15 protein-coding genes are annotated in these 14502 nt (G+C 44.4%); 8 read left to right on the top strand and 7 right to left on the bottom strand.

From position 1 onward, the window contains the following. Nucleotides 1–5 precede the first annotated feature (5 nt). Complete coding sequence (locus LDO37_RS02340) at nt 6–1454, bottom strand: N-acyl-D-amino-acid deacylase family protein (protein ID WP_126609615.1); 1449 nt, start codon at nt 1452–1454, stop codon at nt 6–8. A 351-nt stretch (nt 1455–1805) separates the two neighbouring features. Between LDO37_RS02340 and LDO37_RS02335 the strand changes: the two genes are divergently transcribed. Next, nucleotides 1806–3059, top strand: coding sequence for an amino acid deaminase (locus LDO37_RS02335; RefSeq protein ID WP_126609616.1), 1254 nt, complete (start codon nt 1806–1808; stop codon nt 3057–3059). Between the two features lie 75 nt (nt 3060–3134). Next, on the top strand, nt 3135–3524 hold the full coding sequence (locus LDO37_RS02330; protein WP_101111132.1) for a RidA family protein: 390 nt from the start codon (nt 3135–3137) through the stop codon (nt 3522–3524). 171 nt (nt 3525–3695) lie between these two features. On the opposite strand, the gene LDO37_RS02325 is transcribed toward LDO37_RS02330, so the two are convergent. Beyond that, nucleotides 3696–4688 (bottom strand): M48 family metallopeptidase, encoded by a 993-nt coding sequence (locus LDO37_RS02325; RefSeq protein WP_126609617.1) that lies wholly within the window; start codon nt 4686–4688, stop codon nt 3696–3698. Next, nucleotides 4688–5923: a YjgN family protein gene (locus LDO37_RS02320; RefSeq protein WP_126609618.1), complete on the bottom strand. Its 1236-nt coding sequence runs from the start codon at nt 5921–5923 to the stop codon at nt 4688–4690. The genes LDO37_RS02325 and LDO37_RS02320 overlap by 1 nt, the downstream gene beginning before the upstream one ends. Nucleotides 5924–6268: 345 nt before the next feature. On the opposite strand from LDO37_RS02320, the gene LDO37_RS02315 reads away from it, so the two are divergent. Beyond that, nucleotides 6269–6661: a DUF2061 domain-containing protein gene (locus tag LDO37_RS02315; protein ID WP_126609619.1), complete on the top strand. Its 393-nt coding sequence runs from the start codon at nt 6269–6271 to the stop codon at nt 6659–6661. 75 nt (nt 6662–6736) lie between these two features. Further along, complete coding sequence (locus LDO37_RS02310) at nt 6737–7642, top strand: bifunctional helix-turn-helix transcriptional regulator/GNAT family N-acetyltransferase (protein ID WP_126609620.1); 906 nt, start codon at nt 6737–6739, stop codon at nt 7640–7642. Nucleotides 7643–7655: 13 nt separating this feature from the next. On the opposite strand, the gene LDO37_RS02305 is transcribed toward LDO37_RS02310, so the two are convergent. The 4 genes from LDO37_RS02305 to LDO37_RS02290 all read right to left on the bottom strand — a co-directional run bounded on the left by LDO37_RS02305 (nt 7656) and on the right by LDO37_RS02290 (nt 10056). Beyond that, entirely contained in the window at nt 7656–8180 is a 525-nt protein-coding gene (locus LDO37_RS02305; RefSeq protein WP_185829922.1) for a GNAT family N-acetyltransferase, read from the bottom strand. Nucleotides 8181–8290: 110 nt separating this feature from the next. After that, nucleotides 8291–9088 carry a glycosyl hydrolase 2 galactose-binding domain-containing protein gene (locus tag LDO37_RS02300; protein WP_126609622.1) on the bottom strand — a complete coding sequence of 266 codons (798 nt, stop codon included), beginning with the start codon at nt 9086–9088 and terminating at the stop codon, nt 8291–8293. A gap of 172 nt (nt 9089–9260) precedes the next feature. Continuing rightward, nucleotides 9261–9674, bottom strand: a complete 414-nt coding sequence (rraB, locus tag LDO37_RS02295; RefSeq protein WP_101111139.1) for a ribonuclease E inhibitor RraB — start codon at nt 9672–9674, stop codon at nt 9261–9263. 172 nt (nt 9675–9846) lie between these two features. Further along, on the bottom strand, nt 9847–10056 hold the full coding sequence (locus tag LDO37_RS02290) for a hypothetical protein (protein WP_126609623.1): 210 nt from the start codon (nt 10054–10056) through the stop codon (nt 9847–9849). A 280-nt stretch (nt 10057–10336) separates the two neighbouring features. Here LDO37_RS02290 and arcA point away from each other — a divergent pair, with 280 nt between their 5' ends. The 4 genes from arcA to pyrI all read left to right on the top strand — a co-directional run bounded on the left by arcA (nt 10337) and on the right by pyrI (nt 14363). Further along, nucleotides 10337–11557: an arginine deiminase gene (gene arcA / locus LDO37_RS02285; RefSeq protein ID WP_126609624.1), complete on the top strand. Its 1221-nt coding sequence runs from the start codon at nt 10337–10339 to the stop codon at nt 11555–11557. Between the two features lie 167 nt (nt 11558–11724). Beyond that, nucleotides 11725–12729: an ornithine carbamoyltransferase gene (argF, locus tag LDO37_RS02280; RefSeq protein ID WP_101111142.1), complete on the top strand. Its 1005-nt coding sequence runs from the start codon at nt 11725–11727 to the stop codon at nt 12727–12729. A 227-nt stretch (nt 12730–12956) separates the two neighbouring features. Continuing rightward, nucleotides 12957–13886, top strand: a complete 930-nt coding sequence (gene pyrB / locus LDO37_RS02275) for an aspartate carbamoyltransferase (RefSeq protein WP_101111143.1) — start codon at nt 12957–12959, stop codon at nt 13884–13886. Nucleotides 13887–13901: 15 nt separating this feature from the next. Then, nucleotides 13902–14363: an aspartate carbamoyltransferase regulatory subunit gene (pyrI, locus tag LDO37_RS02270; protein ID WP_101111144.1), complete on the top strand. Its 462-nt coding sequence runs from the start codon at nt 13902–13904 to the stop codon at nt 14361–14363. The last annotated feature ends 139 nt before the right edge of the window (nt 14364–14502 follow it).

Below are 14502 nucleotides of genomic sequence, written 5' to 3'. Positions count from 1 at the left end.
TCGCTTTAATTGTTTCTGTATTCGTTTCTATACAAGAATCGACCATGTCGCGATTGGGCGACACGCCCGTTTTGATAACTGATTTCTCCATTCACCATAACGAGGTGAACACCTTTTGCCGCTGCAACGGGGTTTTCAAATGTCGCTTCGTCGCTAATTTCGTTAGGGTCAAACAACACCAAATCAGCAAAGTAACCCGATTTTATTTCCCCTCTTTTGGCTAACCCAAAGCGCTTGGCAGACATGCCCGTCATTTTGTGTATTGCCACTGGCAACGTGAATAGCTTTCGCTCGCGGCTGTAATGACCCAATACTTTGGGAAACGCCCCCCAGAGCCTAGGGTGAGGATGGGGATCATTCGGCAATCCATCGGACCCGACCATGGTGAGTTTGTATTTCAATACACGCTCGACATCCGATTCGTCCATGCAATGATAAACCGCGCCAGCAGGCTGTAGCGCTTTCGCAGTATCCATTAACGATAAATTCATCTCACTGGCAATGTCTTTGAGCATCCGCCCCGCGAGATCAGGTCGGGTATCCGACCAAGTAATGAAGATATCGAAGTCACTGGTGACTTGCTTAAGATCCAACGTGGAAGAGCTCGCAGAATAGGGGTAACAATCACAGCCAATATCTTGATGCTTCGCAGTTTTCTCCATCAAGTCCAACACTTCAACGGTGCGTCCCCAGTTACCTGCTCCTGCGCATTTTAAATGAGAAATAACAACTGGGACTTTCGCATGTTTTCCTGTACGAAAAGCTTCATCCATTGCTTCTAGTATTTGTTCGAATTCGGTTCTCATGTGAGTGGTATAAATACCGCCAAACTCAGCAAGCTCTTCCGCTAAAGCCATGACCTCTTCTGTGGGAGCTTGTTTGGCGCTGGCATAAGCCAAACCAGAACTTAACCCTAGCGCCCCTTCTTGCATTGCTTGATTCAATGCTTCTTTCATTGCCGCTATTTCTTGAGTCGATGCTGCGCGGTGCAACTCATCCATCACATTGTTACGAAGCGTGGTGTGCCCAACCAGAGCTGCTACATTTACGGCAGGCTTCGCGGTTTCAACTGCTTGAGCATAAGATTGGAAAGTTGGATATTGAAAATCTGATTGCTTACCAAGCAGGTTCATTGGGTCAGGGGGATCGCTTGCTAGAATCGCAGGAGAAGCGCTAATTCCACAGTTACCGACAACCACGGTTGTCACGCCTTGGCTTATCTTGGCCAAGCAATCTGGGTAGCGAATCACATTCGTATCATCGTGCGTGTGCACATCAATAAAACCGGGAGAAAGCGCCAAGCCATTGCCATCGATCAAGGTGATCGCATCAGCATTGGCAAGATCACCCACCTCCAAAATACGCCCTTCTTTTATGGCTACATCTGCACTGTACGTGCTCTCACCCGTGCCATCGACAACAAGCACGTTTCGGAACACAACATCGTATTGCATTTCCCTTCCTCAATTTGGGTATTACCACCTAGCCTATGTTTTTTTCTAACATAAGAGTCACGAGCATAAGGCACACTATTACAACAACAATCCCATCATTAAAGATGAAACATAATAAGCCTAATAAAACAACGAATTAAACTTAGAATAGGAAAGAAACCCACACTCTTACGGTCTTAATGTAAAGTGGATACTAGGCGGAATTAAATGGTCAAACAGTGAGAGGACGCACAGTTTAAAAAACGGTGTGTGATAGTTTCTATCACTCATTAAAGCTAGAATCGAGATAAGGCAAAGTACTGATTGAAGTTTTGACCTTGTTAGAAAAACAACAGGTAGGAAAGTAAATCCATGAAGAGCGTTACTCATTACCAAAACAAATTTGAAGCCGTGGGTTCCAAAGGCGTTTGGGCTGAAAACAATAGTAAAGGTCAATACAGTTTGATCAATGAAGAGATCATGCTGCCAGCCGCAGTTATCAAACAATCAGCGATACAAAGTAACCTCCAATGGATGCAAAACTTCGCCGACCAGCATGGTGTTAAGTTAGCGCCTCACGGCAAAACCACCATGACGCCAGATTTGTTCCAACAGCAATTGGAAGCAGGGGCTTGGGGAATAACAGTCGCCAATATTCAGCAGGCTTGGGTTGCCTATGAAGCGGGCGCTAAACGTATATTGCTTGCGAACCAATTGGTGGGTAAAGCCAATATGGCTAGAGCCTCTCAATTGCTGTCTCAAAATGACGTCGAGTTTTTTTGCTGCGTCGATTCGCAAGAAAACGTAGAGCAACTGAGTCGATTTTTCCAAGAACGCCAACAAGTGATCAACCTATTGATAGAATACGGTATGGCCGGCGGACGCTGTGGTGTCAGGCACCCAGAGGCGATGCAAAACATGGCGATGATGATCCGAAATTTGCCTGGCGTCGATCTTCATGGCATCGAATTCTATGAGGGGGCGATCCCCAAATGTGAAGATTCAGAACGTCGGATCCGATATTTTATTGGCAGCGCTGTTGAACTCACTCTGTCTTTCAAACAGCAAGGCTTGATAAAGCGCCAGTGCCCCATTCTGACAGGAGCAGGTTCAGCTTGGTATGACGTGGTGGCTGAATGCTTTACTAACCAATCACGCCTCACCACCATCATTCGACCTGGCTGTTACCTCATTCACGATAAAGGTATTTACCAAGATGCGCAGCAAACCGTCATGGAACGCAGCCAGCGCGACAATAGTGTGGCTTGTCATATGGGTGGAGACCTCACGTCTTCCTTAGAGCTTTGGGCGTATGTTTTGTCCATCCCTGAGCCGGGAAAAGCCATTATCGGTATGGGAAAACGAGATGTGGCGTTCGATGCCGGTTTACCCATACCTGAACGCGTCTATCGCAATGGCGATGCGATAAGTATCGAAGGGCTAACCGCGACCGATATTATGGATCAGCATACGTTCTTAGCGATTCCTGAGAACAGTGAGCTGACTGTTGGTGACATTGTTGTATTTTCAACATCTCACCCTTGTTTAACCTTTGATAAGTGGCGCTATATTTGTGTGTGTGATAACGACTACCAAGTGACGCATTTAGTAGAAACGCATTTTTAAAACGCTCACCTCTTTACGAATAGTGACTCAAAAGGCACACTGAAACCCCTTTTGAACAACGTGGAAACAAAAATAATGACGAAAGTTTTGCACACTGAATCTGCCCCTGCTGCTATTGGCCCATATGTACAAGGTGTTGACCTTGGCAACATGGTACTGACTTCTGGTCAAATCCCAGTGGTTCCAGCAACTGGTGAAGTACCAGAAGACATCGCAGCACAAGCGCGCCAATCTCTTGAGAATGTAAAAGCAGTCGTTGAATCTTCAGGTTTGACGGTTGCAGATATCGTAAAACTTACAGTTTTTGTAAAAGATCTGAACGACTTCGGAACAGTAAACGAAGTGTATGGTAAGTTTTTCGATGAGCACGATGTAGCGAATTACCCAGCGCGTTCATGCGTAGAAGTTGCTCGCCTGCCAAAAGATGTAAAAATCGAAATTGAAGCGATTGCGGTACGTAAATAGTCTTAGTTTTTGAAAAGACAAGCTTTTAATAAGATACGGCTTTGAAAAGACAAGCTTTTGACAAGACTCGGTTTTGATAAAATACGTCTTTGAAATGAATACAGAAACGAGCGCACTGACGCTCGTTTTTTTATGTCCAACCTCTATCTACTGTGAGTAGAAATTAGAACCCTATTCTCTCGCCTCTTGAATGCGTTTTTCCATTTCAGGGTGTGAACTTAGCCACTCCGGAATATCACTCGATTCCTCTTGTAAGCGCTCAAAAATCACAGCCAGCGGCTCACTCGTCCCGTATATCTTCTTTAGCGACTTTTTAGCAAATTCGTCCGCTTCTTTTTCTGCTTCTCGGGAATGCCCACTTTGCAAAACAAAAACACCGGCTCCAACCATAGTATCAATGAGCCCCGAGCTTTCACCTGTCATCACGGCTACCGTTGCAGAAACCAAACTGGATGAGACGAGCCTATGCATGACATGCTGATGATAAATATGCCCCAGTTCATGCAGCAATATTGCGTCGAGTTCTTCTTCTGTCTGAGCAAGCTCGACCATCTCGTCAAGCATGATGATCACGCCTCCACTTAATGCAAAGGCATTAGGTGAACCATCAGACGAGCGAAACTCCAGCTGAGGGGCAAATGGAGCGGGCGGGAGTTTACCTAAATGCTGATAGAATCGCGCTCTAATGGCATCTTGCTGCTCAATAGGTAATTCAGAAGGTGAAAGCCACTCTTCATCAATGGAAGTTAAGACATAATCAGCCAACACTTCATGTGCTTCATGAGGCAACCAATTCACCACCTGCTTGCTAAACCAAGGAATACCATGGGTAAAAGAACCTATGGTTAATCCAACGATCAGCAATGTGCTTACTATGATCGCTTTTGCGTTTTTTTCCAGGTGACTTAGGCTGCTCTTTTTTCCATGCTGTACTAGAAATTCATTGATCTTCTCAGCACTGCTGGGCACAAACAACCACCCAGAAGGTAACCGGATTTTCGGTGGCAATTTGCCAGGTGAAGCTGTGATGTCGATATCATGGATGGACGCACTGAAAATCTGCCCATCCACATGTAGATACATAAAGTCACGCTGCGACAAATCCAGCTCCGCCTCTATGCGTACAGAGCTTTTGGGGGGGTGGGCGATCCCTTTGACTCGCATTAGCCAATCCCGATGTCGACATCAAAGACATTAGACAATTCATCGGAAACCGCCGATTTCATGTCCTGATCTTCCCCTTCTACCACTAGGTTTGGCAGATCGCCAATCACATAGGTATGGTTAGCAAGGAAATGGCTGGTTCTAACCATGACCCACGGTCTTGCGATACCGAAAGTCACCAGTTGCAGCAAAAAGTTCGTCATTATCAGCCAGACAAAGCTCCACGTTGCCAACGTTGATTCAAACGCAAAGCCCGTATTTTCTGGTTTGTCTTCATCACCTTGAAGGTGCTCACTCTTAGCTTGGTCGCTTGCATCAATGTTTAATTGTGCAAAGGTGTAATTACGCATTTGAGCCGTTTTAAAGGCATTAGCGATAACCCCAACAAAGAAAAGCCCAATGTAAATAGCGATAATCAAACCGAAGAAAGCAAAATTAGGGAACCCGCCATCAGAAAGTGTAAAGTCTGAAGATACCATTGAAAGCAAAGAAGCCCCTGCGAACAAAGACGCAACAACACCAAACGCAATCGACAAGCCAAACGCAAACAGCATGGTTTTAAGATAAATCGCTAAGTAAGCCTTGACGGTATATTGAGCAGAAAACTTGCGCTTACCATAACGGTATCCGTTAGCAAAATAGTTCGAAATTCCCACCAAAACCCAGACGAACACAAAAGGTATCGTCAGCAGTAAAAGTACACCAACCGGAACGATCTCGAAGCTAATTGCCGCCATAGCAGAAAGAAACAACGCAATGATTGCCATCCCTCTTCCTAGAATAGCCATGTAAGCTTCCTTTAATGTCCCAGTAAAAGAGAAGTGCACATTGCGGTAACTGGTCATTGCGGAATCAAAACGCGCATTACTCCAAGCCAGCCAAGGTAGAATGGCGAGAAACGCCAACATCAGAACCCCACTCACTTCGGGTGCAAACTGATTTGATACGCTCCAAATGATAAAAACAACCACCGCTATAATACGACCCTTTAAAATTTGAATCGGCTTAGCGTGATATTCAAAACCATCACCATCGAGCCGAGTGTTGCCGTAAAAATATTGATTGGTTCTCACCTTCGCCCACGCCGAATAAATACCCAGCGTAATCACGGATAAGAGAACATTAACGATCCAAATCCCAAAAAACTCGGCGCCTTCCCCTTCAAATTTGAACGGGTACTTGTTGTTCTTCTCTTCGATAGAGTTGTTCTGTTCAAGCCTGTTGTTCTGTTCCATATTTTTCCATTCTGACGTGTTCGCCCCATACCTTTTTTACCGAGATCGCAGCTTTGTTTAGATCATTGTTTTATTTAGATCGCTGTCTTCGGACTCGGAGCGAGAGAGTGATTACCATTATTAGCTAATGGCGGTTAAAAATAACCGCTATCTAAAATACCAGCCTGATCAAATATCAGCCACTAACCAATTCATTCGCTTCAACTTTATTTTCAATATTGCGAATCAAGCAATGCGCACTCCAACAATGTTAGGTATTAGCAATTAAAACGATAGAAACAATCGTTTTTACCGAACCAATAAAAGTAGAGATACTAGGGTCTATTCACTTACGAGGACAGAATAATGAAGAAAACACTCACTTTCGCCGTACTCCATTTTTCAATCGCATTTTCTGTCGCGTACCTACTAACAGGGGATATTTTACCTGGCAGTTTAATTGCGATGATAGAGCCCTCAGTTAATACCGTTGCTTTCTATTTCCATGAAAAAGCTTGGGGGCAAATACCGTGGCTAAGACGCTACCAATCCCAAACTCAATTAAAAACAGCCAGCTTTGCCAGTGTGCATTTTGGTGTCGCATTTACCGTCACCTACTTAATAACAGGGGATGCATTCATTGGTGGCGTCATGGCATTGTTGGAACCCAGTATTAATACGGTTGCCTACTATTTCCATGAAAGAATTTGGCTAAAGCGAAGCCGTTTGGCTCCAATTTGCCAACACAACCACATTTAACATCCTTGCCTCTTGATTTAGTTGCCACATCACACTAAATATAGTTGTTAGTCGCAACTATATTTAGTGGTTAATATGGATACCTCAACGCTACGTACCCTTTCTCGCAACCTTGTTCGTGAACTTGGTTTACTCGATAAACAATGTGGGAACATCGATTTATCTCCGATTCAAGCGCACTGCTTAATTGAATTAGAGCAGCAGGTACTCACCGTAAATCAGGTTGCTCAAAGGCTGAACATCGACAAATCCAACGCCAGCCGAGCACTTAAAAGCCTCGCCAGCAAGCTGTGCATTGAAGTCACAACGAATCAACAGGACAAACGCAGTGTTCTCTATACATTAACGGCAAAGGGGTACGATCTTCTTCAACAGTTAAACCACCAACAAGACGTGCGCTACGAAGCCGCACTAAACCAAATGTCTTTTGAAGAGCAAGCAAGTTTACAGAGCGCTCTGGATCACTACATTCGCTCACTGACATCCTCCAAAATGAGCTATGAATTAACGCTACGCCCAATACGAAAAAGCGACAACGCCGCATTAGCTGCGGTGATCCGAACGGTCTCAGAAGAGCATGGGCTTTCTTCAGATAAAGGCTATAGCGTGGCGGACCCGACTCTAGAATTTTTATACGACGTGTACTCGCAGCCCCGCTCCCAATACTGGGTTATCGAGAACAATGGAAAAATAGTCGGAGGAGGTGGTTACGCCCCTTTACGTGGTCGAGATGACGTGTGCGAATTACAGAAAATGTACTTTTTACCGGAAGCCAGAGGTAAGGGGTTAGCCAAAACCATCGCAAAAATGGCCATGGAGCACGCCCAACATCAAGGTTTCAAGCAATGCTACCTTGAAACCACCCAATGTTTAAAAACCGCCATCAAACTCTATGAAAATCTCGGATTTAAACATTTAGACGCCCCGTGGGGGGATACCGGTCATGATGCCTGTGAAGTGGTAATGGCGAAGGCGCTTTAGGTCATTGGTTTAATTAAAACAACTCCCCTAAGAAGTCTATACTTGTCATTTTTTGAGGGGGCTTGCTCGTTCCTAGACTCCTGATCATAATGCCTTTGATTTTTTCTACAGACACTCCATAGTTCTTACCTTCATGAACTCTAAGCCATTGTGCCACCGGATTGTATTCAACAAACCCATATTTGGAGTAGATGCTCGGAACGTCGGCCACAAGGACATTGCATTCTATTCCCATATCCCAGCTCATGGTCTGAACCTCATCAAGCATGGATTTTAAGAACCCTTTCTTCCTGTACTTTTCATCGACCCATGCATCCGACACCCCAAGAATGGGTAAGAACGATTCATCAATATTTATGTACCGATAAATTATCGAACATTGAGAGACCAATTTATCCCCATCAAATATCACAATAACCCCATAAGGCACTTGTTTGTAAAAGTAGTTATTTGACGAATGATTCGGAAAGCTCTTATTTCTGCCTTCTATTATCTGATTTTTAAGCGTATCGCTGATGTCACTTGCATGAAAAAACACATTAGATCCTTTATGTAAAACAGCCAAGTTGAGCTGCTAACATAAAATCATAATATGGAGGGAACCGATAGCTGCCACATTTAGTAGTAATACCAATTCGTTGCACTTCACTAAACAGGAAAATGCATCACGCAGAGATCTTTACTGAGCCCTATCCGCATATTTTGGCTTTGCCCGTCTAGCATCACATCCAATTGGTAGAGATCGCGATCGTCTGGGAAGATCGGGTTAGCGTAGCGTGGTGCTTCGACTTGGAACAACGCTGTGGCGTGATCAGCTCTGACATCAATAGGAATATGATAGGTCATGCCATCAAATTTCACCGATGCCGACACCAATCCCGCAGCGAAGGTCTGATAATAGAGATCCACTTTAAACTCACAACCACCACCATGGTGCCAGATCTGCTCAGTGGTAATATGATCAAGCCTCAAATTACGAATAAATTGCAGGTATGGAGCCTGCCATATTCCAACTCGCTTATCTGTTTCTAACACAGGCTCTGGGTTCAACTGGCAAATCTCTGGTGTTTCGTCCAGTAGCCAGTCTTCATCTTGTTCCAAGAACAAAATTTCAAAGCGATTTCTACCTGGCTGTAAATAGGGGCGAATGTCCTTCTTATAACGATTCTGAGTGCCATCGCAATCAAATACCGCGACACCATTAATCCGCACCTCGGCATAGTAATCAACACCAGCCATCACCAAATCCACCGCTGGAAAAGCCAACATCGCATCATCGACTTCAATATCATGCATTAAATGCCATTCTTGATTTCGGATGTCAGATTCAGAAATAGACTCAGGCAACACATCGCTAAGCGGTGCTGGGAAGGTGATATCGTCCTGCGGGATAGAGAGGTCTGTGAGCGGTGAAAGCTGCCAAAGACCAGCGAGCGAAAGTTGCATGATAAATTGAGCCAGATCAAGTTTGGAGGCATTATAATGAAAGTAGACACATAATTTCTAATGAAATTTCAATTGTCTGACCACCACATGATCAAAATGGGAGCCAAGGTCTGCGTTTAGATATAAAAAAACGCCAGCATTAAGCCAGCGTTTCTCGATGAGGATGGGAAGGTTATTCTTCGTCGTCTTCTTCAACGTCGTAAGCGGCATCTTCACCTTCATAAAATGTACCCCACCCGTCGTAGATGATGTCGTATTTTTCAGCAAGGTTAACCAGCTTTTCGACTTGTGCATCGATGAGTTCAGCATTTAGAGCTGATTCCATCACGGCATCACAACAAAGAAGTTTGTTGCCATCTTCATCTTCTGTTTCTTCTGCTTCAAGGACTTCAAAGCCCATTTTGAACGCTTCTACTACGGCTTTTTCTAGCGTATTGAAGTCTTCGGCAAACAGGTGATGTTCAATTTCATACAGAGCATCAGGTTCACTGCCGTCTTCAAGTAATGCACTGATGATTTCGCGAGTGTCTTCTTTTTGAATTTCAAGTAACGCTTCTACCGATAGGTATTCATCTTGTTGAGACATTCGATTGCTCCGCTCTCTGGGTAATTAAACGCGTGAAATATGGCACGGTTCGCAGCAAATTACCACCAGCAAACTCGATCCTTGAGCATTTTTTCTGCTAACCAAAACCAACCTTGAGTCACAGAAACAAAATATTAACAAATGTACTTACTTTTTTTGAAACAGAACAAAGTCAGGTCAGGCTTTTCACCGCGTTTTTTAATAAATACGCCGATTTATGACTCAATATTGCATAGAGTTGAAATCCATAGAACTGCATAAAATCTAACGATTCACCGTGATTTGACCAGATTAATGCATCTTCATTCACACAGTAATGGGTATCATGACGCTTCGCTGACCATCCGACATGAATATTCAGGCACCCCAGCACTGTATCCATTTCACTCAAAAACAACACTAAAATTTACAAACACAAGCCAAAAAGGACTAATCCTCTAAAAATACGCCCTAAACATCGACATTATCACTAAATTACCGACTTGCATCTTGTCTTCATCCTTGTCATAAATGTGAGTCGGACCTCATTTTAAAGTAGGTCGCCCTTTTGTTTCATCTAAACCACTGGCTTATTGCAGCGTTTGTTGCGAGCACTTGTTACAAGAAAGTGGAATCGGATTAAAGCAAAGGGTCAGTCACGGAATTATTAGAAAGGACACCCAATGAGTAAGCTGTATGTCGGCTCTGAAGTCGGTCAATTGCGCAGAGTGTTGTTAAATCGTCCCGAGCGCGCACTCACCCACTTAACCCCTTCTAACTGTCAGGAGCTGTTGTTTGACGACGTTTTAGCAGTAGAAGCGGCAGGTGGAGAACACGATACTTTTGCACAAACACTAAGAGAACAAGACGTAGAAGTATTGCTGCTTCACGATCTTCTTGTTGAAACCTTAGCCGTGCCAGAGGCCAGAACATGGCTGCTTAATACTCAGATTTCAGATTTTCGCTACGGTCCAACTTTCGCGCGTGAGTTGCGTCATTACCTGAGTGAAATGGACAACGAACACCTAGCGACAGTTTTGCTTGGTGGTTTAGCCTATTCAGAGTTGCCTATTGCTTCCGCTTCCATGCTACCGAAGATGCATCAACCTTTGGACTTTGTGATAGAGCCTTTACCAAACCACCTATTCACCCGCGATACGTCTTGCTGGGTATACGGTGGGGTATCACTGAACCCGATGATGATGCCTGCACGTCAGCGTGAAACGAACCATTTGCGCGCCATTTACCGTTGGCACCCTGTGTTTGCAGGTCAAGATTTTATCAAATACTTCGGTGATGAAGATTTGCATTACGATAACGCAAATATTGAAGGCGGCGATGTTTTGGTTATTGGTAACGGTGCCGTCTTGGTCGGTATGTCAGAACGAACCACGCCTCAGGGTGTCGAGAACTTGGCAGCAGGGTTATTTGAGTCAGGTCAAGCATCTCAAGTGATTGCGATTAACTTGCCCAAGCACCGTTCCTGTATGCACTTAGATACTGTGATGACGCACATGGACGTTGATACGTTCTCGGTCTATCCAGAAATCATGCGTAACGACTTGGAAACTTGGCGCCTTACGCCAAATGGCGGCAAAGCGATGAACGTAGAGCAAGTGCCAAACTATATTCATGCCGTTGAACAAGCGCTGGATGTTGATCACCTTAAAATTATTACGACAGGTGGCGATAATTACGAAGCAGAACGCGAACAGTGGAATGATGCTAATAACGTTCTGACAGTGAAGCCTGGTGTTGTCGTCGCATACGAACGCAACGTTTACACCAACGAAAAATACGATAAAGCAGGGATTGAAGTTCTGACTATTCCGGGTAACGAGCTAGGACGTGGACGAGGTGGCGCTCGCTGTATGAGCTGTCCTATTGAACGCGACGGAATCTAAAAAACACCCGCTCTCCTTCAACCCACCTTGATGTGGGTTACTACACTCAAAAGGTTGATGCTAACAGCGTCAACCTTTTTTTGTTTTATTTAAAATAAACATTCACAAAAAGTGAATTTATATGTATAAATGATTTTTAACGTACTTGCCTTATCGAAGGAAGATTTATGGCTTTCAATTTACGCAATCGCAACTTCTTAAAGCTGCTTGACTATACGCCCAAGGAAATTGACTTTCTGCTTCAACTGTCTCAGCAGTTAAAAGCGGCGAAATATTCAGGCACTGAACAGAAAACGCTTATCGGGAAGAATATCGCATTAATATTCGAAAAAGCCTCTACCCGAACTCGATGCGCATTTGAAGTGGCCGCTTTTGATCAAGGCGCCCAAGTTTCCTACATCGGTCCATCGGGCTCTCAGATTGGTCATAAGGAGTCGATGAAAGATACGGCTCGTGTACTAGGCAGAATGTACGATGGCATTCAATATCGTGGATTTGGGCAAGACATCGTCGAAACACTCGGCAAACACGCTGGCGTGCCTGTTTGGAATGGGCTTACCGATGAGTTCCACCCCACTCAGATCCTTGCAGACTTTTTAACCATGCTTGAACACAGTAATGGTAAACCGCTGAATGAAATTCAATTTGCCTACCTTGGCGATGCCCGCTACAACATGGGGAATTCTCTTTTAGTCGGCGCAGCCAAAATGGGTATGCACTTTACCGTGGTGGCACCAAAAGCCTATTGGCCAAGTTCAGAGTTAATAGATGAATGCCAAACCATCGCTCAATCCACAGGTGCTTCTTTACACTTCACCGAAGATGTAGAAACAGGTGTTCAGGGTGCGGACTTCCTCTACACAGATGTGTGGGTTTCAATGGGAGAAGCACCTGAAGCATGGGATGAGCGCGTGGCACAAATGACGCCTTACCAAATTAACGCTAAGGTCATGAGCGCCACAGGTAACCCGAACGCCAAATTTATGCATTGCCTGCCTGCTTTCCACAACGATGAAACCACCATCGGGAAAGAGATAGCCGACAAGTACGGTTTAAAAGGACTAGAAGTTACTGAAGAGGTGTTTGAATCTGAGCAATCCATTGTTTTTGATCAAGCCGAAAACCGCATGCATACAATCAAAGCCGTTATGGTGGCAACCCTAGGACAATAGAAGTAACAAAAAACACAATGTAATCGCTTGCGATCACGTTCCTTAGGCGTATAATTCTCCGCAATTTGTCTGAGGAACGATTAATGAAACACACTCTCATCCCTGATTTAGTGATGATTAAGAAGCGACTAGGCTTCCCTGTTTTGTTTTATTGTTCCCGTATTATTTTTTAAAGCCTCCCTTCAATAGGGGGGCTTTTTTATGGCATCACCATAGGGAAGAAGATCATGGCGAACTCACTCTATCAAAAACACATTATCTCCATTTCTGAGCTGTCTCGTGACGAGCTGGAGCTGATCGTGAAAACAGCAGGTCAGCTGAAAAATGAACCTCAACCAGAGCTCATTAAAAACAAAGTTATCGCAAGTTGCTTCTTTGAACCTTCCACCCGAACACGTCTTTCATTTGAAACCGCAGTGCAACGTATTGGTGGCGATGTAATTGGCTTTGATAACGATGGCAACACCTCTCTGGCTAAGAAAGGCGAGACTCTAGCGGATTCTGTGCAAGTCATATCTTCTTACGTCGACGCGTTCGTTATGCGCCACCCACAAGAAGGGGCAGCTCGCCTTGCGTCTGAATTCTCTAATAATGTTCCAGTGATTAACGCTGGCGATGGTGCAAATCAGCATCCAACACAAACATTATTAGACCTATTCAGCATCTACGAAACTCAGGGAAGTTTAGACAACCTAAACGTCGCCTTCGTGGGTGATTTAAAATACGGACGCACGGTGCATTCACTAACACAAGCCTTGGCTAAGTTCAGCAATAACCGCTTCTTCTTCATTGCGCCAGAAGCATTGGCAATGCCGGATTACATTTGTGAAGAACTGGATGATGCTGGCATCGAATACAGCCTGCATACAGAAATGGAAAGTGTGGTCCCAGAACTCGATATTCTGTACATGACTCGAGTTCAAAAAGAACGTTTTGATGAATCTGAATATGCCCATATCAAATCGGCGTACGTGTTATCTGCTGCCACGCTAACCGGTGCTAAAGACAACCTAAAAGTCCTTCACCCACTCCCTCGTGTGGATGAAATTACAGTGGATGTCGATAAAACCCCTTACGCGTATTTCTTCCAGCAAGCTGAAAATGGCGTCTACGCCCGTGAAGCACTGTTGGCACTTGTACTTAACGACACTCTGTAACTGAGGAGAAAGATCATGGCTAAAGAAACTCAATTGCAGGTAGAAGCGATTCGTAACGGTACCGTTATCGACCACATTCCTGCTCAAATCGGTATTAAGGTTTTGCGCTTGTTCGATATGCACAATTCAGAAGAGCGTGTCACCATCGGATTAAACTTACCGTCTTCTGCATTAGGCGCAAAAGATCTTCTGAAGATTGAAAATGTCTTTATCAATGAAGATCAAGCGCAAAAGCTGGCGCTGTATGCTCCCCATGCAACCGTGAATCAAATTGAAGAGTACAAGGTTGTGAAAAAGCTAGCGCTAACACTGCCTGAAAAAATCTTGGGGGTATTCGCATGCCCTAATAGCAACTGCATCTCAAACTTCGAGCCTATCGATACGTCATTCTCTCTCATCGAGCGAAATGAAGATGTGCGTTTGAAGTGTAAGTACTGTGAGAAAGCGTTTTCGCGTGAGATTGTCACCGAACTTTAATCATCGTAGATTACCTTGTTAGTATAAAGAGCGACCACTTAGGTCGCTCTTTGTTGTTGGAATAATGACACCGGTTTGAAAGGGTAGAAAATTCGCTTGCAGCACCCTTGTTATGTTATTACATTTAGCCTTTATTTTT

Source organism: Vibrio penaeicida (assembly GCF_019977755.1).
GTDB lineage: Bacteria > Pseudomonadota > Gammaproteobacteria > Enterobacterales > Vibrionaceae > Vibrio > Vibrio penaeicida.
This window is presented reverse-complemented; position numbering and strand designations above follow the sequence as displayed.

Excerpts from the sequence above, each read along its gene's own strand:
- LDO37_RS02340 (WP_126609615.1), bottom strand. The coding sequence starts at position 1,454 with ATGCAATACGATGTTGTGTTCCGAAACGTGCTTGTTGTCGATGGCACG.
- LDO37_RS02335 (WP_126609616.1), top strand. The coding sequence starts at position 1,806 with ATGAAGAGCGTTACTCATTACCAAAACAAATTTGAAGCCGTGGGTTCC.
- LDO37_RS02330 (WP_101111132.1), top strand. The coding sequence starts at position 3,135 with ATGACGAAAGTTTTGCACACTGAATCTGCCCCTGCTGCTATTGGCCCA.
- LDO37_RS02325 (WP_126609617.1), bottom strand. The coding sequence starts at position 4,688 with ATGCGAGTCAAAGGGATCGCCCACCCCCCCAAAAGCTCTGTACGCATA.
- LDO37_RS02320 (WP_126609618.1), bottom strand. The coding sequence starts at position 5,923 with ATGGAACAGAACAACAGGCTTGAACAGAACAACTCTATCGAAGAGAAG.
- LDO37_RS02315 (WP_126609619.1), top strand. The coding sequence starts at position 6,269 with ATGAAGAAAACACTCACTTTCGCCGTACTCCATTTTTCAATCGCATTT.
- LDO37_RS02310 (WP_126609620.1), top strand. The coding sequence starts at position 6,737 with ATGGATACCTCAACGCTACGTACCCTTTCTCGCAACCTTGTTCGTGAA.
- LDO37_RS02300 (WP_126609622.1), bottom strand. The coding sequence starts at position 9,088 with ATGCAACTTTCGCTCGCTGGTCTTTGGCAGCTTTCACCGCTCACAGAC.
- rraB (WP_101111139.1), bottom strand. The coding sequence starts at position 9,674 with ATGTCTCAACAAGATGAATACCTATCGGTAGAAGCGTTACTTGAAATT.
- LDO37_RS02290 (WP_126609623.1), bottom strand. The coding sequence starts at position 10,056 with ATGGATACAGTGCTGGGGTGCCTGAATATTCATGTCGGATGGTCAGCG.
- arcA (WP_126609624.1), top strand. The coding sequence starts at position 10,337 with ATGAGTAAGCTGTATGTCGGCTCTGAAGTCGGTCAATTGCGCAGAGTG.
- argF (WP_101111142.1), top strand. The coding sequence starts at position 11,725 with ATGGCTTTCAATTTACGCAATCGCAACTTCTTAAAGCTGCTTGACTAT.
- pyrB (WP_101111143.1), top strand. The coding sequence starts at position 12,957 with ATGGCGAACTCACTCTATCAAAAACACATTATCTCCATTTCTGAGCTG.
- pyrI (WP_101111144.1), top strand. The coding sequence starts at position 13,902 with ATGGCTAAAGAAACTCAATTGCAGGTAGAAGCGATTCGTAACGGTACC.